The sequence below is a fragment of the Anabaena sp. FACHB-83 genome (genome assembly GCF_014697485.1).
Lineage (GTDB): Bacteria > Cyanobacteriota > Cyanobacteriia > Cyanobacteriales > Nostocaceae > Nostoc_B.
Genome location: NZ_JACJRY010000061.1, coordinates 1 through 23,799, shown reverse-complemented (window position 1 = coordinate 23,799; position 23,799 = coordinate 1). Strand labels below are relative to the sequence as shown.

The 23,799-nt window shown below is 42.3% G+C and carries 12 protein-coding genes; 5 read left to right on the top strand and 7 right to left on the bottom strand.

What is annotated here, in order from left to right; translation table 11 throughout:
- Window positions 1–92 precede the first annotated feature (92 nt).
- Together H6G79_RS32660 and H6G79_RS32655 are read left to right on the top strand one after the other, a co-directional pair.
- A complete protein-coding gene (locus H6G79_RS32660; protein WP_190595070.1) occupies window positions 93–1,022 on the top strand; it encodes a caspase family protein in 930 nt (309 codons plus the stop codon).
- A 259-nt stretch (window positions 1,023–1,281) separates the two neighbouring features.
- Window positions 1,282–3,537 carry a HEAT repeat domain-containing protein gene (locus H6G79_RS32655; protein WP_190595071.1) on the top strand — a complete coding sequence of 752 codons (2,256 nt, stop codon included), beginning with the start codon at window positions 1,282–1,284 and terminating at the stop codon, window positions 3,535–3,537.
- A gap of 194 nt (window positions 3,538–3,731) precedes the next feature.
- On the opposite strand, the gene H6G79_RS32650 is transcribed toward H6G79_RS32655, so the two are convergent.
- The 6 genes from H6G79_RS32650 to H6G79_RS32625 form a co-directional block, all read right to left on the bottom strand.
- A complete protein-coding gene (locus H6G79_RS32650) occupies window positions 3,732–4,163 on the bottom strand; it encodes an HNH endonuclease (protein WP_313934711.1) in 432 nt (143 codons plus the stop codon).
- 18 nt (window positions 4,164–4,181) lie between these two features.
- Complete coding sequence (locus H6G79_RS32645; protein WP_190595072.1) at window positions 4,182–4,808, bottom strand: hypothetical protein; 627 nt, start codon at window positions 4,806–4,808, stop codon at window positions 4,182–4,184.
- 117 nt (window positions 4,809–4,925) lie between these two features.
- Window positions 4,926–5,075 (bottom strand): hypothetical protein, encoded by a 150-nt coding sequence (locus H6G79_RS32640; RefSeq protein ID WP_190595073.1) that lies wholly within the window; start codon window positions 5,073–5,075, stop codon window positions 4,926–4,928.
- A gap of 30 nt (window positions 5,076–5,105) precedes the next feature.
- Complete coding sequence (locus H6G79_RS32635; protein WP_190595074.1) at window positions 5,106–5,300, bottom strand: hypothetical protein; 195 nt, start codon at window positions 5,298–5,300, stop codon at window positions 5,106–5,108.
- A gap of 103 nt (window positions 5,301–5,403) precedes the next feature.
- Window positions 5,404–5,706, bottom strand: a complete 303-nt coding sequence (locus tag H6G79_RS32630; protein ID WP_190595075.1) for a helix-turn-helix domain-containing protein — start codon at window positions 5,704–5,706, stop codon at window positions 5,404–5,406.
- Window positions 5,703–6,329 carry a hypothetical protein gene (locus tag H6G79_RS32625; RefSeq protein WP_190595076.1) on the bottom strand — a complete coding sequence of 209 codons (627 nt, stop codon included), beginning with the start codon at window positions 6,327–6,329 and terminating at the stop codon, window positions 5,703–5,705. The genes H6G79_RS32630 and H6G79_RS32625 overlap by 4 nt, the downstream gene beginning before the upstream one ends.
- 117 nt (window positions 6,330–6,446) lie before the next feature.
- On the opposite strand from H6G79_RS32625, the gene H6G79_RS32620 reads away from it, so the two are divergent.
- Window positions 6,447–6,662, top strand: coding sequence for a ribbon-helix-helix domain-containing protein (locus H6G79_RS32620; protein ID WP_103123725.1), 216 nt, complete (start codon window positions 6,447–6,449; stop codon window positions 6,660–6,662).
- Here the strand turns inward: H6G79_RS32620 and H6G79_RS32615 are convergent.
- Window positions 6,632–6,832, bottom strand: coding sequence for a hypothetical protein (locus tag H6G79_RS32615; RefSeq protein ID WP_190595077.1), 201 nt, complete (start codon window positions 6,830–6,832; stop codon window positions 6,632–6,634). The genes H6G79_RS32620 and H6G79_RS32615 overlap by 31 nt on opposite strands.
- A gap of 596 nt (window positions 6,833–7,428) precedes the next feature.
- Here H6G79_RS32615 and H6G79_RS37090 point away from each other — a divergent pair.
- Together H6G79_RS37090 and H6G79_RS37085 are read left to right on the top strand one after the other, a co-directional pair.
- A complete protein-coding gene (locus H6G79_RS37090; protein WP_242048688.1) occupies window positions 7,429–22,956 on the top strand; it encodes a Calx-beta domain-containing protein in 15,528 nt (5,175 codons plus the stop codon).
- 151 nt (window positions 22,957–23,107) lie between these two features.
- On the top strand, window positions 23,108–23,320 hold the full coding sequence (locus tag H6G79_RS37085) for a hypothetical protein (protein WP_242048686.1): 213 nt from the start codon (window positions 23,108–23,110) through the stop codon (window positions 23,318–23,320).
- Window positions 23,321–23,799 lie beyond the last annotated feature (479 nt).

Below are 23,799 nucleotides of genomic sequence, written 5' to 3'. Positions count from 1 at the left end.
AAAATATAATTTTTGTAATATCAAAATGCCTAATTTTCATACCTAAAGATAGATGCTAAATTATAACCATACTACCTAATACCTAATCAAAAGTGAACGCAATCTTTAGCCAAGGTCATGCTTGTATTGTTGGGGTGGGCGGTGATTTACCCAACACCGTAGATGATGCTGTCGGTTTTGCCAATATCCTCAAAGACCCAGAACGCTGCGCTTATTCACCCGAACAGGTACATTTATTGACTAAAGAACAGGCAAACCGAGATGGAATCCTCGCCGCTTTAGACCAATTAGCTCAATCAACTACACCTGATTCTACGGTAATTGTCTATTTTTCTGGACATGGTTATCAAGTCAATAGCCCTATAGGAGAAGTGTATTACTTAATGCCTTTTGGCTATGACCAGACCAAATTACATAAATCTGCGATTAGTGGTACAGAGTTCATCACTAAGCTACAGGCAATTTCCGCCAAAAAGCTATTGGTATTATTGGACTGTTGCCATGCTGGTGGCTTAGGAGATACATCAAAGTTAGGGTATGAAGCTGAGAAAGCACCCCTTCCACCAGAGGCTCAAGCTTTGTTTAATCAAGGGAAAGGACGAGTGGCGATCGCCTCCTCCCAAGCCGATGAAAAATCCCTGGCTGGCAGACCCTACAGTGCTTTTACACTAGCATTAATTGAAGCCTTAGCAGGTAAAGGAGTCTCGCAAAAAGATGGTTATGTGCGGGTTGCAGATTTAGCTATGTATGCGCGTGAAGTAGTACCAAGAAGAACACGCGATCGGCAGCATCCCATTTTCAATTTTGAGCAAGCTGATAACTTTATCCTGGCATACTATGCAGGCGGCGCAACTGAGCCGAAAGGATTACCCTTTGATGGTGAACCAGAGATTGAACCTGAACCTGGGGCTTTTAATCAACAAGTTACTAATAACCAAATCACCCAGAATGTAAATCAGCGTGGAAAATACAACGTTAACATTGGTCAAGCTCATGGCTTGCGGATTGGAGATGGTAATTAATCGCACAAATTTTGCAAGCAATCTAACTCATTATTCTATTAATGGTGGCGATCGCCACTTCTTGGTATTCATAATCCAGCAATAAAATCTGTATCAAAGCACACTTTTTCATGGATTTTATAGTTTTAAGGTGTATGAATTTATTAAATAGTGTATGAAAAAAGTTAGTAGCTTCACTGTATTTGTGCAGAATTACCGCATATCTGGATCGATAATGATGCTACGGTAAATACAGAATTGCTGTCCGGTAATTTAAGTTATGCCCTCTACTGATAAACTACAGGCTATACTTGAACGCATTGTTGAAGGTAAGCATACTCAGGCGGATATTGAGCAATTGAGGCGATCGCTCAAAATAGTTGAGGGTGTGATACAGTTGGTATCCCAAAATGGCAAATTCAACACTAACATTGGGCAGATAACTGGGGAAGATATTCAAATTGGCGATCGCATTTACCAAGGTGTTGATGTTGAAACACTAAAAAAAGTTTTACAAACTCCAACTCCGCCACCACTAAGCGAGGAGGAGCAGAAGAACGCTGTGCTTGAGTTTTTGCAAGCAATTGAAGATAATTTTAAATGCCTCAAGCTTTTTCATACTCGACAGCCCATAGTTTTAAAAAGACAGTATATTCCGATTCAAGTCACCCTTGAAAGAAGATACAAACATGAAGTAGAAACAACTTGGAGTTATGAGGAATCGGAAGCAGAGTATAAACGCATTTATGCTCTCAAAGGTTTTAATGAAGAATCAATAAAAACTACTGTTAGCTGGGAAGAAGCCAAGGAGGAAATAAAAAAAGATGCAAAAAAAGGCAATTATCAAATAATGGTTCTGGCTGACCCTGGTATGGGTAAGTCCACCTTGTTAAGAATGGAATTAGGTGCAGCATCTCAAAGTGAACGACAAAAGCTTTTGGAAAATCAAATCAATGTAGAAAGTTTGATTTTTCCCATATTTTTAAGACTATCTGATTTGGCAGAGAATACGGCAGAAGTTATTGAGATAATTCTCAATCTTATCCAGCGAGAATATCCGTCAATAACAGAGAAGATTCAAAATTTATTAAAAGAAAAGTTAAAAAATGGGCAATGTCTTTTACTTTTAGATGCGTTAGATGAAGTACCAAACAAATTTCGATTGTCATTAAAAGATAAACTTAACCGTTTTATACGCAATTATCCTTGTTCAATTATCAGCACTTCTCGAATTGTGGGTTATGGTGGCAACTTCTTTGAGGATGGCAAAGAAGTTGAAATTGTTCCATTTAGCCAAAAACAAACGCAAGATTATATTGAAACTTGGTTTGCTAATGCTGCTAATTATATTGAGGATGATTCGGTTTCAGCTAAAGGGTTGATTGCAGAACTTGAAAATAAACCTCAAATTAGTGGTTTAGCCCAAAATCCTCTACTTTTATCATTGCTTTGTAGTCTTTATCAAGAAAAAGGTATAAGACTTCCGGCTCGGCGTATCGAGGTTTATGAAAAAACTGTGGACTATATGTTGAGCAAATGGAGTCGAAACAGAAATTACTTATCTGAGGGAAAAATAGAAGCTAAACGTCGATTACTTGAAGAAATTGCCTATCGTTTTTCGGCTTCTGACCAAGAAATTTTTTCTGGTTCTGAACTCTATGAGCAAATTAAAAAATTCTATCAAGATCAAGATGATGAAGTAATTGATAAAGCAATTATTGATCTAACCCAAGAGTATGGCATTCTGCAAAAGTTGAATAGAGAAGGTAATGACTATTTATTTCTACACCGCACTTTTCAGGAATATTTTACTGCTTGTTATTTAAAACGAACTATAGAACAAAATCAGCAACAGGGTATAGCTAAAGCTAAAGAGCTTTTTTGGCGGTACGACTGGCATGAGACTTTAACTTTATTGACAGGATTGCTCAAAAACCCTGTTGTTTTACTCGAAGCTATTGTTAATGAAAAAGACGATATTTTCCAGACTTTGTTGTTATTAGCGGGTAGATGTGTCGCTGAAATTACAGACAACTCTGCTTCTTCAATTAAAAGTATTATTAGCAAAATCTACAAGTTTTGGCAACGTTACCCAAATGTCAGTTTTGTAGAATCAACTGTTATAGCGTTAGGAAAAAGTAATTCACAGATTTGTGATGAGTTAAAAAAAGCCCTCAACCACTCAGATAGTGACGTGAGAGGCAATGCAGCATTCGCGTTGGGCAAAATTGGCAATTCCCAAGCCGTAAATGCTTTAATCTCTGCCCTCAACGACTCAGATAGTTACGTGAGACGCAATGCAGCAGAAGCGTTGGGCAAAATTGCTAATCAAGAAATTTTGGCAAAATTAATACAACTGCCTGAAATTAATATTTATGAGTATGATATTTTTTCTTTAGCAAGAATGCTGGCGGTTCGATTCAGTAAGCACAAATTACCTTTCATTCCTGTTTACCCTAAGACAATTAAATATTCACCAATAAGTGTATATAGCAAACGCCTATTTACTTTCATACGGCACAGATTGAGTAAGTAATGCCAGCTATATGCTCAAAATTAAATTACTCGTACAAGTTGATAGGGGATAGAGGCTAGAGACTAGAGGCTAGATGAATGTACCTGATTGGGATGAAAAACACTGTATTAATTGTGAATAAGGGGTAAAATTTATTATTAATGCGTATAGATAGGGCGATCGCCTACAGTGGACGGAATGCGCTCGCCGATAATTTAATCCCAAACAAACTGTCTCCAATTGACAGGGATTAAACCTTTCTTGACAAGACTACTTCTCATACCATCATGCTTTCTATCAAGGCGGAGAGCATGGCAAACAGGGCAAAGAGTTCTTAAATTAGAAGCATGGTTGCTGCCACCAGATAACAACGGGCGAATGTGGTCGATGTGGGCAATGTCAAGTTTGATTTCACCCATACATAACCCGTGGATTTTGGGAGGCGCATCAAATGGACTTTGACAAACACCACGATCTCGCTGGTAAATCCGTTGACGTGTCAATTCCCATTGTTCTTGAGGTTGGCGTTTCCACCAGTACACCGGGAGGTTAGGATGTTGACGACGTTGCTTAATTTGTAGATAAAGTTGAGTGTATAACATAACATGACGTGACTCAACGTAACTAGACGCAACTGGACTGGACACAACAGAACAGACCATGTATTAAAGAATGGCAAAACGGGTCACTTCAAATCTTCCGTACCCAATGCTTTGTCTACCATCACCAACACCTACAAGAGTTCCGGCATTGATAATTGCTGTCTCTAATGACTTTCGATCAACAACAACCGAATCCCAAAGAATGGTGAATGAACATTGCCATCCAGGTTTCACAGCCACACGATAGCGAATGTTTCTCGCTTTAGTAGATGGGTTACGTACACCAATCACTTCGACATAGCTATCGGGTAATTTCTCCTGTTTGATAGTTCCGGCTTCAATTATTTGAGGTGGATCAGGTAACTTAATTGGCCTGTCGCTATTGCTATTACAGATATAAATCTGGTCATCCATGACTTGCAGGGTACTGGCAATGTCTGCAAGTAAATTACCTTTACCCCGTTTCACAGTTTTACCGCCATACTTAATGCAACCGAAAAAGTATGTTGGTAGTAAAAACAATTGGCGTTCTTCATCCATGAGAACAGTCTTTTTCCACTCATTAGGGCTATTACCTGCTACACCATCTTTTTCTTTAGCTTCCAATGGCAAAGCATCAACTCCAAAGTGGTGTATGGCAAGTGTTCTAGTTCCCTCAATTGAGACTTTCGCTTGCAGAATGTTGGCCATATTTTAGACATTGGGAAATACAGCAGAAATTACAGGTGTATGTTTCAGCTTTGAAACCTCCTTTGAGTTAATGTTTTAGTTATTTGGGTTGATTGGCTAGTTGACTAAAACTAATCTTTAGTGGCGATCGCTCAACTTTAAGTAGGCTGAGTAATGCTGATCCATAGTTGTTATAGTGCCTTTTACTAGCGTTACCCCATATCGGCTAGATTTTTGATGCTGATGTTTGCGATCGGCGATCGCACCAATACAGTTTATTTGGATCATTTGGATCGCTAGACATTCCTACCGTTAATTTCAAGCAGTTAGGTCTCGCTGTTCTAATCCCACATTGAAAATCAGTGTAAAACTGACACCAGGAATGAGTCGGCGCAAAACTTGTAGATGAGCTTCGGCATCGCTGCGACGGCGAAAACAAGCGACAATCTGGTTCTGCATATTGGGTAAAAGCCTGACTATACACCAAGGATTGAGCTTTTCAAGATAAGTCATGAAATTCTCCTGGTAAAATCTGTAATTTCCAAGATAAAAGCCAGCCTACTGTGACACAGGCTGGCAAGAAATATCATTTTGATATTGCAATTAGATGCAATTTCTACTCACTTTCGTCTGGGAAACACAGGTTCTTCAACAGTTCTTCGGGAATCTCCTCAAAGTGTTCTAGTAGAAAGTTCATCAGAGCCAGGTGGCGTAAATCGGCTGGCATAGGACGACGGTAGTTTTTACCTCTTGCAAACCAGCGTCGCACGGTGGAAAGGGAGCGAGAGCAAATCTGCGCCATTTCTTCGTGGTTCACCTGCCACTTGGTATAAAACTGCTTGGGAGTCATACCCAACTGACAATAACTGTACAGTTGCATTAAATCTTGCTCTCGCTGCTTGAGTGGATGAGGATTCATAAATGTGTCTCCTCATCCATTGGTTCTAAATCTTCTTCCCAAGCAATATCGGCAGATGTCCAAGCAGCACTAGGGCAATCTTTGCTTAACCAAATTAGATAGCACCAACTCCAGGTGCAACGGTGGGAAGCAAAGCTATAAAATCGACCAATGACAATACCCCAGTCAGTATCGCTTTCATTACTAAGCCAACGCAAGCGATCGCCATATAAAAATCTGGGTGTTTTGGCTACATCAGGAAAGTTAGCGGGAAGTTCAATAGATGTGTCTGGGTATTTGAGGTTAACCCTGAGCGTTCGCGCAGCGTCTCCGTTAGGAGAAGCCGTTCGCGTAGCGTCTCGCAGAGAAGGGTTAATCAAACCTGGGGCTATATCTTGGTGATTGTGACGGATGAGATGGAGATAAGCGGCAATCAATTTACCATTGATGCTGTGAGTTAACGCAGAAATCAAAATTGCAGCTAGAGTTTCTATTTCTTGCTGCTGGAGTTGCATCCAGGTGCTGTCAAAGTCTGCATCAGAGTAGTTTTTGAGCTTTGCTAGTAATTCGGTGATGCCAAAATCATTTAAAGCTTGTTGATAAGCTCTGTGTTCATCTGTTTTATAGCGAACAGGGTTTAACATTGTATATGACTCCTGAATAGAGGGGCCAAAAGCCAGCTTGAGCCGTAGGAAAGTTCGAGGCTGGCTTTTGACTTATCAGTAATTATACATAAACCAGCTGTATTTTTATGTTAATTTATGCGTCTTAGTGTGTTTAATAGAAAAAGACACAAAATAGCTTATGATGGTGATATGGGAAAAGTAACTGTAACTATTTACATGGAAGAAGTAGACAAAGAAGCTCTGCAACAATTGGCGGATGCAGAGGAGCGTTCTTTGTCTCAAATGGCGGTGTTAATTTTGAAACGAGCGATTAGACAAGCTCAGAACGATGGGACGATTACACCGAAATAATTCTTAGTTGGTTGAAAAGGCGATCGCCTAAACTCTACCATTGGCGATCGCTTCTCAGTTAGCAAAATACTATGGCATCGCCTAAACTCTACCATTGGCGATCGCTTCTCAATTAGCAGGGTGCATTGGTGTAGCCCACCTACGGTATCGCATACTGCAAGTAATTGCATTTAATTGTGAAATTTTTATGTAGTAGCTGCCTAATTGCTGGTATTTTCTAGAGAATAGATAGCAAAAGCTCCGATTATTATTTATTTACCATAGAAAAAACACTTAGATTTTGCTTTAAGAAAATATATAAACTTTACGTAAAAATACTAAATTGAATTTACAAATAGTGATAGGATTTGCTGAAGTTGGTTTTAGCTGTCTTATAAGTACATTATGAACGAACATTGTATTAACGTTCGTTATTTTCTGCGTCTGATTTTTTGTTGGATGTAGATATTGAGAGCAGCTAACTGTTTTGTTCCCTAAGTATTGATTAATCACTAATTTCAACCCAAAAAAAAGCGAGTTAATCTCTATGAAGTGAATAAATCTATATTATTGATTTTCAAAATTTGAGAATAAAAGCCTCGACTAATAAAGCTTTGAGTTAGGGATTGCGATCGCTCCAAAACATTTCAATCCCCAAAATTCTCATATCTTTAGTAGTCTAACCTCTCCAACGCTAATTTTTTAAATCTACCTGCCCGTGACCCTCACTCAGTTACGGACACAGTTTTTTCATGACTCTTTTAAAACTACTTTTATCCTAAAAAATATGAATAATACTTACATTCTTCCTAACAATCTAGTTGTAGAGTCTCCCTTAAGCATTGATACAAATATATTCAGTTCTCTAGAACAAGCTCTGATTCTAGTGCAAGAAAGATTACAGGCTTTTGCTGGTGAACCAGAATTTACTCAAAAAATCGCAGTAGCTTTTGGAGATACGGCAGATGCTGACTCTTTAAAAACAGCATGGTTAGCAGGAGATTTGAGTATCGTTCCCACGATAGCCATTCGTAATGCAGCAGATATCAATGGTGCGAATGGGGCTTATGGCGCATTTACTAATAAAATTTACTTGTCTTGGGAGTTTTTGCAAGCGAATCAGGCAAATCCAGAGAATCTTGTTGGGTTGTTACTAGAGGAAATTGGGCATCGAGTTGATAGTGTTTTGAACAATAGTGATAGTGCTGGGGATGAGGGAGCGATTTTCTCGGCGTTGGTACAAGGGGAAAGTCTTTCTAGTGGGCAGTTGCAGTATTTAAAAGCGGAAGATGATCATGCTGTAATTACGCTGGATGGGCAGGTTGTTGAGATTGAAAAGCAAGATTTTATCGGCACAGCAGGTAATGACAATATTACAGGAACAGCCGGAGATGATTTTATTCAAGGATTGGGTGGTAATGATACCCTGAATGGGTTAGCAGGCAACGACACGCTTGATGGCGGTGCTGGTAATGATCGTCTCTTCGGTGGTGCAGGTAACGACACCCTAAATGGCGGCGATGGCGATGATAGCTTCAGTGAAAATGCCGAAGCAGATACCATTATTGGTGGCGCAGGTTCTGACCAATTAGAACTTTATGCTACTACTACGGCATTAACAGTTAACTACACCGACCCCAACAATGGCACAACTTCGGCTGGGACAACAATCCGCAGTATTGAAAACTTCTACTTCCGAGGCAATACAGGTAATGATTTTGCTGACTTGTCAGGAGCAAATTATGCTGATTTTCGTGGTGGTGCTGGCAATGACACTTTCATCGGTGGTTTAGGCAACGATTATGCCGAAGGGGATGAGGGTAATGATTCGTTAACTGGTGGTGCGGGGAATGACCGACTTTATGGTGAGGCGGGAAATGACATTTTAGATGGGGGAGATGGTAATGATAGCTTCAGTGAAAATGCCGAAGCAGATACCATTATTGGTGGCGCAGGTTCTGACCAATTAGAACTTTATGCTACTACTACGGCATTAACAGTTAACTACACCGACCCCAACAATGGCACAACTTCGGCTGGGACAACAATCCGCAGTATTGAAAACTTCTACTTCCGGGGCAATACAGGTAATGATTTTGCTGACTTGTCAGGAGCAAATTATGCTGATTTTCGTGGTGGTGCTGGCAATGACACTTTCATCGGTGGTTTAGGCAACGATTATGCCGAAGGGGATGAGGGTAATGATTCGTTAACTGGTGGTGCGGGGAATGACCAACTCTTTGGTGAGGCGGGGGATGATAACCTCAGTGGTGGTGCAGGCAATGACCGAGTGACAGGTGGTGCAGGCAATGACATCGTAGATGGTGGCGATGGCAACGATAACTTAGGGATTTGGTTTGACCGCGAAACCATCGAAGTCGATACATATATTGGTGGTGCAGGGACGGATACGCTGGCTTTCACTTCTGGCAATGCAGGTTTGAGCCTCACCTACACCGATAGTAATGGGACTGGCACTTTCTCCACAGGGGGAACAGTACAAGGAGTAGAACAATTCGATTTCCAAGGTGGAGCAGGCAACGATAACATCAATGTCAGTGGTTCCAGTTATGCGGAGTTGCGTGGAGGTGGCGGAGATGACACCCTCATTGGTGGTGTTGAAAATGATTTGCTTTACGGTGAAGCAGGCAACGATAACCTTAATGGTGGTGCAGGCAATGACCGAGTGACAGGTGGTGCAGGCAATGACATCGTAGATGGTGGCGATGGCAACGATAACTTAGGGATTTGGTTTGACCGCGAAACCATCGAAGTCGATACATATATTGGTGGTGCAGGGACGGATACGCTGGCTTTCACTTCTGGCAATGCAGGTTTGAGCCTCACCTACACAGATAGCAATGGGACTGGCACTTTCTCCACAGGGGGAACAGTACAGGGAGTAGAACAATTCGATTTCCAAGGTGGGGCAGGCAACGATAACATCAATGTCAGTGGTTCCAGTTATGCCAGTTTGTTAGGTGGTGGAGGCGATGACACCCTCGTTGGTGGTGCGGGGAATGACCAACTCTTTGGTGAGGCGGGAAATGATACTATCATTGGAGTTAATGCTAATAGTTTAAACCCTGGAATCGGTCAGCGAGATAACTTAAGTGGAGGAGCAGGGAGCGATCGCATTATCTTAGGCGATAGTGCCAACATTTACTACGACGATCGCAATACTTCTACTAATGGCGGTAATGATTACGCTACCATCACGGACTTTAACCCCAATGAAGACAAGGTTCAGTTACAAGGTTCAGCCAGTAACTATCGGCTAGAAGTCTCTGGTAGTAATACTAATCTCTACATTGACAAAGCTGGTAGCGAACCGGATGAATTAATTGCTATCTTCCAAAATGTCACCGGATTAAATCTTACTTCCAGTGCCTTTGAATATGTTGCCCCAGTTAATCAAGTTGCTTTCAGCAGTGGGACTTATAGTGTTAACGAAAATGGCACAGCCCAAGTTACTCTGAGTCGCACTGGTAGCACCGTTGGTCAAATCAACGTTACCCTGAGCCTAACCAATGGTACAGCAACAGCCCCAGCAGATTACAACAATGCTCCTATCTCTGTAACCTTTAATGATGGGGAAAGCAGCAAAATTGTTACCATTCCCATCGTTGATGACAGCAGCTTTGAACCCAACGAAACCATTAACCTTGCCCTAACTAACCCTAGTGCTGGTGTCACTTTGGGAGGACAAAATACAGCCGTCCTCACCATTGTTGATAATGATGTTCCTGTACCCGGTACTCTAGCTTTTAATCGCTCTACCTACAGTGTCAATGAAGATGGTACTCCTGTTATTGCCGTCACCGTCGTTCGTACTGGGGGAAGTGATGGCTCAGTCAGTGCTACTATTTCTCTGACCAATGGTACAGCTAATGCAGGACAAGATTACAATAATCAGGATATTGTCCTTAATTTTGCAGATAAAGAGACCAGCAAAATAGTCACGATTCCTATTATCAATGATGGCGTTTATGAAGCTAATGAAACGATTAATTTAACTCTCACAAATCCGACAAATGGGGCAACATTAGGTAGTCAAAAAACAGCAATATTAACCATCATTGATAATGATGCTGTTCCTGGTGTTTTAGCATTCTCTCAAGCCAACTACAGCATTAATGAAGATGGCACACCAATTGTTGCTGTTACTGTTACTCGTACTGGTGGAAGTGATGGTACAGTTAGCGCAATTATTAGCTTAAGTAATGGTACAGCGACAAATCCAGAAGACTATACCAGTAATACTGTCGCTGTTAATTTCGCTAATGGTGAAACTTCTAAAACGGTGAATATTCCTATTGTTAATGATGGAATATTTGAACCAAGTGAAACGATTAATTTAACCCTGACTAATCCTACAAATGGAGCAACCATTGGCGGACAAAATACCGCAACATTAACTATTATTGATAACGATGCTGCACCGGGAATAATTGCGTTTAGTGGTGCTAATTATAGCATCAATGAAGATGGCACGCCTATTGTTGCTGTCACCCTTAACCGCACTGGTGGTAGTAATGGCGCAGTTAGCGTGATTTTAACACCCAGTAACGGCACTGCAACAGCATCAGCAGATTACAACAATACGCCGATTACTGTTAACTTTGCTAATGGTGAAACTTCCAAAATTGTCACCATCCCTATAGTTGACGACACGCAATTTGAAAGCGATGAAACCATCAACCTCACGTTAACTAACCCCACTGGTAGTGCAACTCTTGGTAATCAAAATACTGCAACACTGACGATTATCAATAACGACACACCCCAGCAAGGGTTTCTAGCCTTCAGTAATGCAACTTACAGTGTCAATGAAGATGGTACGCCAATTACGGCGGTGACTATTACCCGTACTGGGGGAAGTGATGGGGAAGTTACTGCGACAATTTCTTTAGATGATGGTAGTGCAACAGCACCTCAAGATTACAACAATAATCCCATCACCGTCACCTTCGCCAATGGCGACAATACACCAAAAATTATCACCATTCCCATCGTCAACGATACTGTAGTTGAAGGAACGGAGACAATTAATCTCAGCCTGACTAATCCTACAGGTGGTGCATCAATTGGTAGTCAAAATACTGCGGTAGTGGCGATCGCTGACGATGATGTTCAGCTAAACTTTAGTACAGCCAATTACACCGTCCGTGAAGATGGAACTGCGGTTACGGACATCATTGTAACCCGCACAGGACGGACAACCGGGGCGGTGAGCGCAACTATTACCTTTACCGATGGAACTGCTACAGGGTGCGGTTGTGCGGCGAGTTCCGTTAATAACGACTTTTATAATGGTGCGTTTAACATCACCTTGGCTGACGGTGAGACGAGTAAAGTTATCACTGTAGAGTCAGCCAGTTTGGGGGGAAGTAACGCTATCCGCATCCGCAATGACTCTAAAGTTGAGGGCGATGAAACCTTTAGCATTAACTTGACTAACCCCACTGGTGGTGCAACTATTGGGAATCAAGGTAGTGCTACTGTTAAAATTCTCGATGATGATGTGGCACTGGCCTTTAGTGCGGCTAACTTTAGTGTACGGGAGAATGGGCAAGCTGTAACCGCCGTTACCGTTACCCGCACAGGTAGATTAACAGGCGTAGTCGGTGCAACTATTAATTTAACTGACGGTACAGCAACAGCACCCAGCGACTATAACAATACACCGATAACCATTTCCTTTGCTGAGGGAGAAACCAGCAAGACAGTTTTCATCCCCGTCAACAACGACATTAACCTTGAACCAGATGAAACCGTCACTCTCAGCCTCACCAACCCCACAGGCGGTGCGACAATTGGCACACAAGGTACAGCAGTCCTGACGATAGTGGATAATGGACAAGCACCAACCTTGGGTGTCTCAATTAACAAAGATATTGTTGCTGAAAATGCCGGGAACGCCGCCGCCATAGGAACTGTCACTCGTAATATTGTTACAGATCAAGATTTAGTTATTACTCTGACTTCCAGCGATACAACGGAAGCGACAGTTCCCACCCAAGTCACCATTTTAGCTAATCAAGCTTCTGCAACCTTTAACATTAATGCAGTTGATGATGGTGTCGCAGATGGAGCGCAACCAGTTATCATTACTGCATCAGCCGCAGGGTTTAGTAGTGGTTCGCGCAACCTGACGGTGACAGATATTAATGTACCGGATTTAGTTGTCTCTAATTTAAGTGCAACCACACCTTTATTAACAGGAAAGCAAGCATTCTTCAGCTATAAAGTTGAAAATAAAGGACTAGCACAAGCGACAGCAACCGAAGCAACTCCCGCAATAGACAGAGTTTATTTATCGACTGATAATAAGTTAGATAGTAGCGATACCCTGTTAGGCGAATTTCAATTTAAAGGGGAAATTCCTGTTGGGCAATTTTATGAAAGGAATGTTGCTTTCTTTGTTCCCAGAACCACCGGACAATATTATTTAATCGCTCAAACTGATGCCACCAATACTATTAATGAAGGTGGAAGTATTGGCGATAATAACAATACAACTATTCTCCCAGTATCCGTTGCGGCTGCTTATCGGGCTATAGTTTCCACAGATACAGAAATAGGCATTGCTGGACAATCAGTTATTTTCAAGGGACAAGCGTTAAGTAATGGGGATAATTCACCTATACCCTTTGAATTTGTCACCATTGCAGTTAAGAATAACGGCTTTGTGCGAGAGTTAACAGCATTTACTGATGGAAATGGCAATTTTACCAGCACATTTAAACCCTTGGCGGGAGAAGGTGGAAATTATCAAATTAATGCTTATTTCCCCAATAATCCCGGTGAAGATACAGCAGCAGAAGACAGCTTTAAGCTGTTAGGAATGCGTTTTGCTAGTAATAGTGTGTCTCATAAAGTAATTGCGGATAACACATTTACTGCACAGGTGAATTTACAAAACCTGACAGATGTAGATTTGAATGGACTTACCTACACAGTAGAAGGTGCGCCGAGTAATTGGAATATTCAAGTTAACACCCCGGCTACATTAGCAGGTTCGGGCAACAATACTATTAGTTATACGATTACAGCACCCAATAATTCTGTAATTACCCAAGACACATTTAATATTAAGCTGACAAGTGCGGAAGGAGTAACAGCAACTTTACCAGTTAGCGTTAATTTAGAAAGAATTGTTCCGCGTTTGGTAGCTTCAACTAATATCGTCAGCAGTGGAATGTTGCGAGGAAATCAAACGGCGGTAGAGTTTGAGGTGAAAAATGAAGGTGGTGCGGTTGCTGAAAATATTGAGGTATTGCTTCCTGATGCGTCGTGGTTGAAGTTAGCATCACCGACAAAGATTAATTCTCTCGCGCCCGGCGAGTCAACGAAGGTAACGTTATTGCTGACTCCAGAAGCAGATTTAGCCTTAACTGAATATAAAGGCAATATTTTATTAGATGCTGCGGGGAATGATGGAGATTTATCGCTTCCCTTTAATTTCCGGGCGGTGAGTGATGCGATTGGGGAAATAAGGATTAATACGGCTGATGAATTAACTTATTTTGCTGAAGGTTCACCCAAGTTAGCGAATGCAACTGTTACTCTGCGGGATTATTTTACTAATGAAGTAATTGCAACTACGGTAACAGATGCAGCAGGAGTAATTAATCTATCGAATATTAATGAGGGCTTTTATAAGCTTGAAGTCACAGCAGAGAATCACGAAACTTATCGTCAGACGATACAGCTTGATGCAGGCGAAATTGAAAATGTTAATGCTTTTCTGTCGCGTCAGACGGTTAGATATATTTGGAACGTTACGCCAACAGAAATCGAAGATAGATACACAATTAGTATTGAAAGTGTTTTTGAAACAAATGTTCCGATTCCTACAGTGGTTATTGATCCCCCATTGATTGACGTGGCAGATTTACAAGTTGTTGGTCAAGTGACACAAATTGACATGACTGTAACCAATCACGGATTAATTGCTGCTAATGATATTAATCTAAACTTTGGGAATCATCCTTTTTATAAGATTGAACCACTAATTCAGGATATCGGTACACTAGGCGCAAAAAGTTCGATTACAATTCCTGTAAAAATTACGCGGATTGCTGATTTTGACACTATTACTGTAAACAGAAGTGAATTAGCAACCCTTGCTAATCCATTAATTGATTGTAAAATTTCAGCCGATTTAGATTATTATTACGAATGTGCTGGACAACAGATTAAGCGTGCTATTCCTATTCCAGTTCTCAACGTAGAAGGTAACTGCCCCACTTCGCCTGGAGATTTTTATGTTCCTTATGGAAGGTCTTCTGGAGGAGTATTTCCTGTTACCATAAATGTCCAGCCTTCTGATTGTGATCCATGTAAAGAAAAGAATTTACAAGCTAGTATTTGTGTAGCTTTGGGTTTAGCTGGTTGCATTCCTGGAGGAATCGGTGCAGGAGCTACAATATTCTCTTGTTTGGTTGGATTTGGAGATGGAGAGGGAGATTGGCAAGATTGGACAGGATGTTTAACAGGAATAGGAGGAATTGTGTTTCCTCCATTGTGTATTCCGTCCATTTTACTTTGTTTAGATGACTTCTGCTATGATCCCCTGTTAGGTGGTAATTCTCTATCAGTCAGTAATCTTGGAACAACTGCTTCTACATCTCCAATTAACCAAGGTTTAGCCCGAATTGCTCAATACAGAGAACGGGTACAATCTGTATACAATGCCTATTTAGCATTTTTTGGCGATGAAGTTTGGTTAAACGTGGGCAGTGAGAATGAAACTCTCCTCCAGAACTGGTTATCCACATTCTTTACTCGTATTCAAGGTACAACAGCAGATGAAGCCAAAATTACAGACACAGAACGTAATGAACTCCTCAATACTTCTTTTCCTACTTCATTAACAGGTAGTGATTTAGTTAAACTGATTGAACGCTGGAATCGTACAGTAGATTATTTCGAGTTAAGTATTTATAACCAGTCTCAAATTCCTAATGGTCAAAGTCAAGATTTTATCGACTTAGAAAAACTATCTAGCACTCTCACATCTTTAAACGCTGCGATTGAGCAAACCCAATCTGAGGGTTACAGTGATATTTTTGCTGGACTAGAAGCAGTTAACTTAGAGTATCAAAAAGCTTTAGAGGGAGATAATAGCGGGGTATGCGCCAAAGTTCGCATCACAATAGATCAAGACGCGGTAATGACCCGTTCCGCCTTCCTGGGCGAACTCGAAATCGACAACGGTAACACCACCAACCTGGAAAACCTCACTGTCACACTGCAAGTCAAAGACGCACAAGGTAACGTAGTCAACCACCTCTTCGGCATCACCAACCCCATCCTGAAAAACATCACCGCCGTTGACGGTACTGGTATCCTCACTGGCGATAACCCCAACACCCCCCAAGATGAAGGTATCGGTAGCGCACAATGGACATTCATCCCCACCAACCTCGCTGCCCTGGAAATTCCCACCCAATACAGCATCGGTGGTACACTCTCCTATACCGAAAACGGTCAACTCATCACCGTCCCCTTACTCTCCACCCCCATCACAGTCTATCCCCAAGCCGAACTCTACCTCGACTACTTTCAATCCCGCAACGTCTACGGTGATGACCCCTTCACCGACCAAACTGAAACATCAGTCCCCTTCTCCCTTGGTGTTCTGGTCAAAAACGAAGGTAAAGGCGATGCAAAAAACCTCCGCATCACTTCCGCCCAACCTAAAATCATCGAAAATGAAAAAGGCTTGCTGATTGACTTCCAAATCATCGGTTCTCAAGTTAACGGCAATGATATCACCCCTTCTCTCACAGTAGACTTCGGCAACATCGCCGCCGGAGAAACCGCCGTCGCTGACTGGTTACTCAAGTCAAGTCTGCAAGGCAAATTCATCGAATACAATGCCACTTTTGAACACGTTAACGGACTCAACAACCCTGAACTTTCTTTAATTAAAGAAGTCAAAATTCACGAACTAATTCGCAAAGTTCGCGCCGCCGATGACAACCTGACAGACTTCCTAGTCAATGATATCCAAGATGCCAACTTCGACCCCGACACCCTCTACCTCAGCAGTGGTGGAACAGCACCCGTAAAAGTCGTCACCAACGCCACCATAGACGGTGCAGCCACTTTTGAAGATTTAACAGTCCAACTCAGTGCCACTGTAGAATCAGGATGGACTTATCTACGCCTCAATGATCCTGGTAACGGACAATTCCAAATTAAAAAGGTACTGCGTAGCGATGGTACAGAAGTTATCTTAGACAACGTATGGACAACAGACCGCACCTTCCCCGCCACAGGTCGTCCCATCTACGAAAATATCTTACATTTACTCGACAATAACGCCACAGCAGGCACACAAACCTACACCATCACTTACACCACAGGCGACCAAACCCCGCCGAAAGTCCGCGAAATTGTTGATGTTGACCCCAACCCCCGCAATACTCCCGTTAACACCTTAGATGTTGTCTTCACCGAACCCATCAAAGCAGCCACCTTTGATGCAAGTGACATCACCCTCACCCTAGATGGGATTGCAGTTAATACTAATAACCTCAACATCAGTCAAGTTAACGCCAACACCTACCGTATCGGTAACTTACAAGGCATCACAGGCAATGTGGGACAATATCAACTGAGCGTGAATGCCGCCGGAGTGCAAGATTTTGAAGGACTTTCCGGGACAGGAGTTGTTACCGAAAATTGGATTTTCACAGGTGAACGTCCCGCCGTCGCTTCCATCACTGGCTTTACCTCCAACCGCCTCACAACACCAGTTAACACCGTTACAGTCTCCTTTACCGAAGCCATTAACCCCAGCAGTTTCGATTTTAGCGACTTGTTCCTCAACCGCAATGGTGGCGGTGATTTAATTAAGAGTACCGTTAGTATCAGCCAAATTGACGCAGCTACCTACCAAATTAATAACCTGGGTGATTTAACAAATGTTGATGGTGAATACTCATTTTTAATTAATGCTAGAGGTGTCACAGATACCGACGGTAATACAGGCGTAGGTGCAAAAGGATTTACCTGGACATTAGATACAAATGCCCCCAGTCTGCTATCAATTACCGATGTCACCAGCCCCCGCAATACTAAAGTTTCTACCCTAGATATTGCCTTTTCCAAATCAATTGACTCCACAACTTTTGACCTGAGTGATGTTATTCTCACCCGTGATGGCACAACTAATTTAATTAGCAATGGTGTCACTTTTACTCAACTGAATAACACAACATATCGCTTCAGTGGTTTAAACCCTTTACAAACTACTGATGGCACTTACAACTTTACAGTTGTGGGCAGTGGTATTAAAGACACAGCCGGAAATATTGTGACTAATTCCCTGTCTGAAAATTGGACATTAGATACTATTGCGCCTAATGCTGCGACCAATATTCAAGTAACAGCAAATCTTAACCCATCCGGCATTGCGAATGGAACACAAGATGGTGAGATTGCTTCGCTGTCGCTCGCAATGACAAATACGAGTTTAGGCATCCTCAATGAATTTGGTCAAGTTCGCGTTAATAGTACCGCCATTAACATTTCCGGTTCTCTAGGCGAAACAGGATTAAAAGTTTACATCCGCGATAAAAATATCAATCAATCTCTAGGACAAGCCACTGTCAACGGCACTAACTTTAATAGCACCGTACAATTATCTGGTGCAGGTGCAAGAGAATTAGAAATTCAAGTTGTAGATGCAGCCGGAAATACAACCACCATACCTCTGAGTATCTTTGCCGATGTCACCGCACCAACACTAATTAACTTCTTAAATATTCCATCACAACCTGTTACTAATCCTGTTGGTACTGTTGATGTTCAATTCTCCGAAACTATTAAGTTGTCTACCTTTAACTATCAAGACATTACCTTAACTCGTGATGGTGGCACGAACTTAATAACTAATGCAGTCACAATTAGTAATGTCTCTGGAACAACTTACCGCATCAACGGCTTAGAAACTCTCACCCAAACACCCGGAACTTACAACTTACAAATTAACACTCCCGGCATTCAAGACTTAGCTGGAAATGCTGGTATTGAACCGAAAAATACCACCTTTACCATCCAAGGTGCAGTTACTCCAGGGGTAACAATTACACAATCTAACGGTAGCACTAATGTAGTTGAAGGTGGCGCAAGCGACACATACACAGTTGTCTTAAAAACTCAACCCACTGCTGATGTCACTATTACCCTGAATGTTGGTAGTCAAATTACCACTAATAACACTACCCTCACCTTCACTGCTGCTAACTGGAATACTCCCCAAACTATAACTGTTATCGCAGTTAACGACACCACCCCAGAAGGCAATCACGCAGCTACAATTACTCACAGCATCAGTAGTAGTGACAACAATTATAACGGCTTAACCTTACCCAATATTAACGTCGCCATCCAAGATAATGATGCCGAAATTCGCGGTACTGTTTGGAATGATGTCAACGGTGACGGTATCCAAGGTAACGATGAACCCACCCTACTAAGCTGGACAGTTTACCTAGATACCAATAACAACAGCCTATTAGATGCAGGTGAAACTTCCACCCTCACTGACTCCCAAGGTAATTACACCTTCAACGATCTCCGCCCTGGTAATTATACAGTTGCCCAAGTCGTCCAAGATGGTTGGAAACAAACCTACCCCATCATTAACATTACAACTACTGCATCCACGGCGGAAATCTTTACTCCCAGTGACCCCCTCAGCATCACCAGCAACACCCAAGCCACCACAGCTACTAACTTAATTAATCTTGATGACTTCCTCGCAGATACCCGCTTTGCCAATATTAAAGGTCAAGGTTACACCACTGTCATCATTGACACAGGCATTGACGTAGATCATCCCTTCTTCGGTGCAGATAACAATAATGATGGCATAGGCGATCGCATCATCTACCAATACGATTTCGCCGACAACGACAACGACGCAAGCGACAAAAACGGACACGGTTCACACATCGCCAGCATCGCCGCCAGCATCGCCCCCAACGCCAACATCATCGCCCTGAAGGTCTTCAAAGACAACGGTGCTGGTTACTTCTCAGACCTAGAAGCCGCCCTCCAATGGGTGAACCAAAACGCAGATACATATAACATCGCATCTGTCAATCTATCTGTAGGAGATAGCCAAAACTGGACTACAGGCAATCCCCGCTATGGTATTGGTGATGAATTAGCAGCGATCGCTTCCAAAAACATTATAATTGCGGCAGCCGCAGGCAACAGTTTCTATCAATTCAACAGCAACCCCGGAATAGCTTACCCCGCAGCCGACCCCAATACCATTGCTGTAGGTGCAGTTTGGGCAGATAACTTTGGTGGTAACAAAACCTTTAGTGGTGGAGCAACTGATTATACTACTGGTGGCGATCGCATCGCCAGTTTCTCCCAACGCCACCCCACTTTGTTAGATGTCTTTGCTCCTGGTATCTTCATTACAGGGGCGAATGCTACAGGTGGTACACAGTCAATGGGCGGGACATCTCAAGCAACCCCCTTCATCTCTGGTATTGCGGTACTAGCACAACAAATTGCCTCTGAAAAACTCGGACGAGAACTTACCCTGAGTGAATTCCGCAGCCTCTTAGATAATACCAGTGACCTTATAAATGACGGCGATGATGAAAACGATAATGTCAACAACACTGGTTTGAACTTCCCACGAGTAAATCTACTAGCTTTGGCAGAAGCCATCCTCAACCTTAACAGCCAACCAACAAATTCTGGCAATTCCAACCCTAATAACAACTCCAGCGATGATCCACTTTACTTACCGAGTGGTTCAGTCAGATTAACCCATACAGTTACCCTCACGGCTGGGCAAGTTGCTAGTGAACTTGACTTTGGCAACCAAAAACTCAATCAACCACCAGTAGTTGCTAACCTAATTGTTGACCAAACAGCTACAGAAGACAGTGCCTTTAGCTTCCAAATTCCCGCTAATACCTTTAATGATGTAGATGCAGGCGACATCCTCACCTACATTGCCACCTTAGAAAATGGTGCAGTTTTACCAAGTTGGTTAAGCTTTAACACCACAACCCGCACATTTAGCGGTACACCAAGTAACAGTGAAGTTGGTACGCTGAACATCAAAGTCAACGCCACTGATAAATCTGGTGCAAGTGTCAGTGATATCTTCACTTTGACAGTGGCTAATACTAATGATGCACCAATATTAGGAAGTGCGATCGCTGATCAAACCATCGGTGCAAAAAGTCCTTTCAGTTTCACCCTTCCCGCTAACACTTTCACAGACGTAGACGCAGGCGACAGCCTCACCTACACAGCTACCCTAGCAAATGAATCACCGCTACCAAGCTGGTTAACTTTTAACCCCGCCACTAGTACTTTCAGTGGTACTCCTAGCCTGAGTGATGTCGGCATCATCAATATTAAGGTAGTGGCTACGGATAGCCAGGGTGCGATCGCTAGTGATATCTTTACCATTAACACTCGCAACCTCACAGGCACATCTGGCAACAACACCATTATCGGTACATCCAACAACGACATTATCGAGGGTTTAGGTGGCAATGATAACCTGTCTGGTTTAGCAGGTAACGATACCCTGGATGGTGGTAGCGGCGCAGATACCATGAATGGTGGATTAGGCGATGACACCTATATTGTTGATAACAGTGGCGACAAAGTATTTGAGAACCTAGAGTCAGGAACTGATACTGTCCGCACCTCAGTTAGCCATACACTCAGCGAAAATGTAGAAAACTTGATTTTAACTGGTACAGGCAACATCTCAGGTACAGGTAATGCACTCAACAACATCATTACAGGCAATAGTGGCAGTAACACCCTCAATGGTAAAGAGGGTGATGATACCTTAAATGCTGGTGCAGGTAATGATTCCTTAGATGGCGGTGTTGGCGATGACTTAATGTTTGGTGGTGCTGGGAACGATACTTATTACGTCGATAGCAGCAACGACCAAATCACAGAAGCAGTAAACGAAGGTACAGATACAGTTCGAGCCAATGTCACTTGGACTCTCGGCGATAACGTAGAAAACCTCATCTTAACTGGCAACAGTGCTATTGATGGTACTGGGAATGCTTTGAAAAACAGCATTACAGGTAACACTGCCGATAACAACCTGTTTGGCGGTGATAATGATGACACCCTCAAAGGAGATGCAGGCAACGACACCCTCGATGGCGGTGCAGGTAATGACACCTTAGATGGTGGTGTTGGTGACGACATAATTATTGGTAGTGATGGCAATGACAACCTGAAAGGAGACGTAGGTAACGACACTCTAAATGGTGGTGCAGGCAACGATACCCTTGACGGTGGTGTTGGCAATGACTTAATGATTGGCGGTACTGGTAACGATACTTACTACGTTGATAGTATTAACGACCAAATCACAGAAGTATTCAATGAGGGAACTGATACTGTCCGTGCTAGTGTCACCTGGATATTAGGTGACAATGTAGAAAATCTGATCTTAACTGGCAACATTGCCACAGATGGTACTGGAAATGCCCTGAAAAACAGCATTACAGGTAACACTGCTGATAACAAGCTGTTTGGTGGCGACAATGATGACACCCTCAAAGGAGATGCAGGTAACGATACCCTTGATGGCGGTGTTGGTAATGATTCCCTTGATGGTGGTGTAGGCGATGACTTGATGATTGGCGGTGCTGGTAATGATACTTACTACGTTGATAGCAGCAACGACCAAATCATAGAATTAGCCAATGAGGGGACTGATACCGTCCGTTCTGCTATTACTTGGACATTAGGCAACAATTTAGAAAACCTCATTCTCACTGGTAGCAATGCCATCAATGGTACTGGTAATGCTTTGAGAAATACCATTACTGGTAACAGCGCCAATAATAACTTATTTGGTGGTGATGACAATGACACCCTCAATGGTGGCGATGGCGATGATATCCTTGATGGGGGTAATGGCAATGATATTCTGACTGGCGGTAATGGTAATGATACGCTCGTTGGTGGTGTTGGTAACGACAAGCTAACTGGTGGCACTGGTAATGATAAATTTGTCTTTAACAGTCTTAGTGAAGGAATTGATACTATTACTGACTTCAGCAGTACAAATGATGTTCTAGTAGTACAATCTCTGTTAGCCAGCTTCAACTACACAGGCACAAATCCTATCGCCAACGGTTATATCAGAGGTATACAATCTGGGTCAAATACTCTCATCCAAGTTGACGCTGATGGTGTTGGTAGCAGTGCAACTTTCAGCACCTTAGTCACACTCAATAACTTTACCGCTAGTAACTTCAGCCAGAATAACTTGATTTTTTAGTCAAGAGTCACAACAGCGATCGCTTCTAGCTTACCTTGATTTTTAGCTGCGGCGATCGCCAATTAAACCTTAATTTCTGCAAAGTCAAAATAAGCTGCAACTATTGTAAATAAAGCATTTCATATACCCTGTAAATGAGAGTTGAAATTAGATGATGAGACGATTTTTCTCCGTTCCCAATCATCTGCGAGAACAACTTCCCACCCTGACGGAAGATAAAAAGCAAATCCTACAACAGCAAACCATTAGCCAAAATTCCCCAGGAACAATTCTAAGAGACTTTCAAACCGTCCTAGAATTTCTCCAACCAGACGGCGTTGAAGTTAGCAGCACGTATCACCAATTCTCTCTCAAATACCTCTAGCAACTCAATTCTCGCTTAAGTTACACCATTGAAACTAACCTCAAGCGTCCTCAGCAAAAATCCTACCCCTATATTCACGGACTATACTTTGTCCTTCGCACATCTGGACTGTCTCAAGTTATCACCCAAGGCAAAAAAACCAAATTAATATTAGACGAACAACGCCTAAAAATTTGGCAAGACTTCAACCCAACTGAACAATATTTCACACTCTTAGAATCCTGGCTAATCTGGGGAGAAGGCGAACTCTTAGGCGAATCTAGAGACCCTTATAGACCATTATTTCGCTGCTGCCAATTTTGGCGAGAAATTCCAGATGAAGGTTTAACCATTACAGCACCTACGGCTGTTATGAGGTACAGTAGCAGCAACTAGCAAACCAGTTTCTTAAATGTTGAGGATTTATTAAGTCGAGTGCAACTGAGATTAGTTTATCAACCATTTCTGTTGTAGTTGGAGCAAAATTGCGTAAAAAAGAT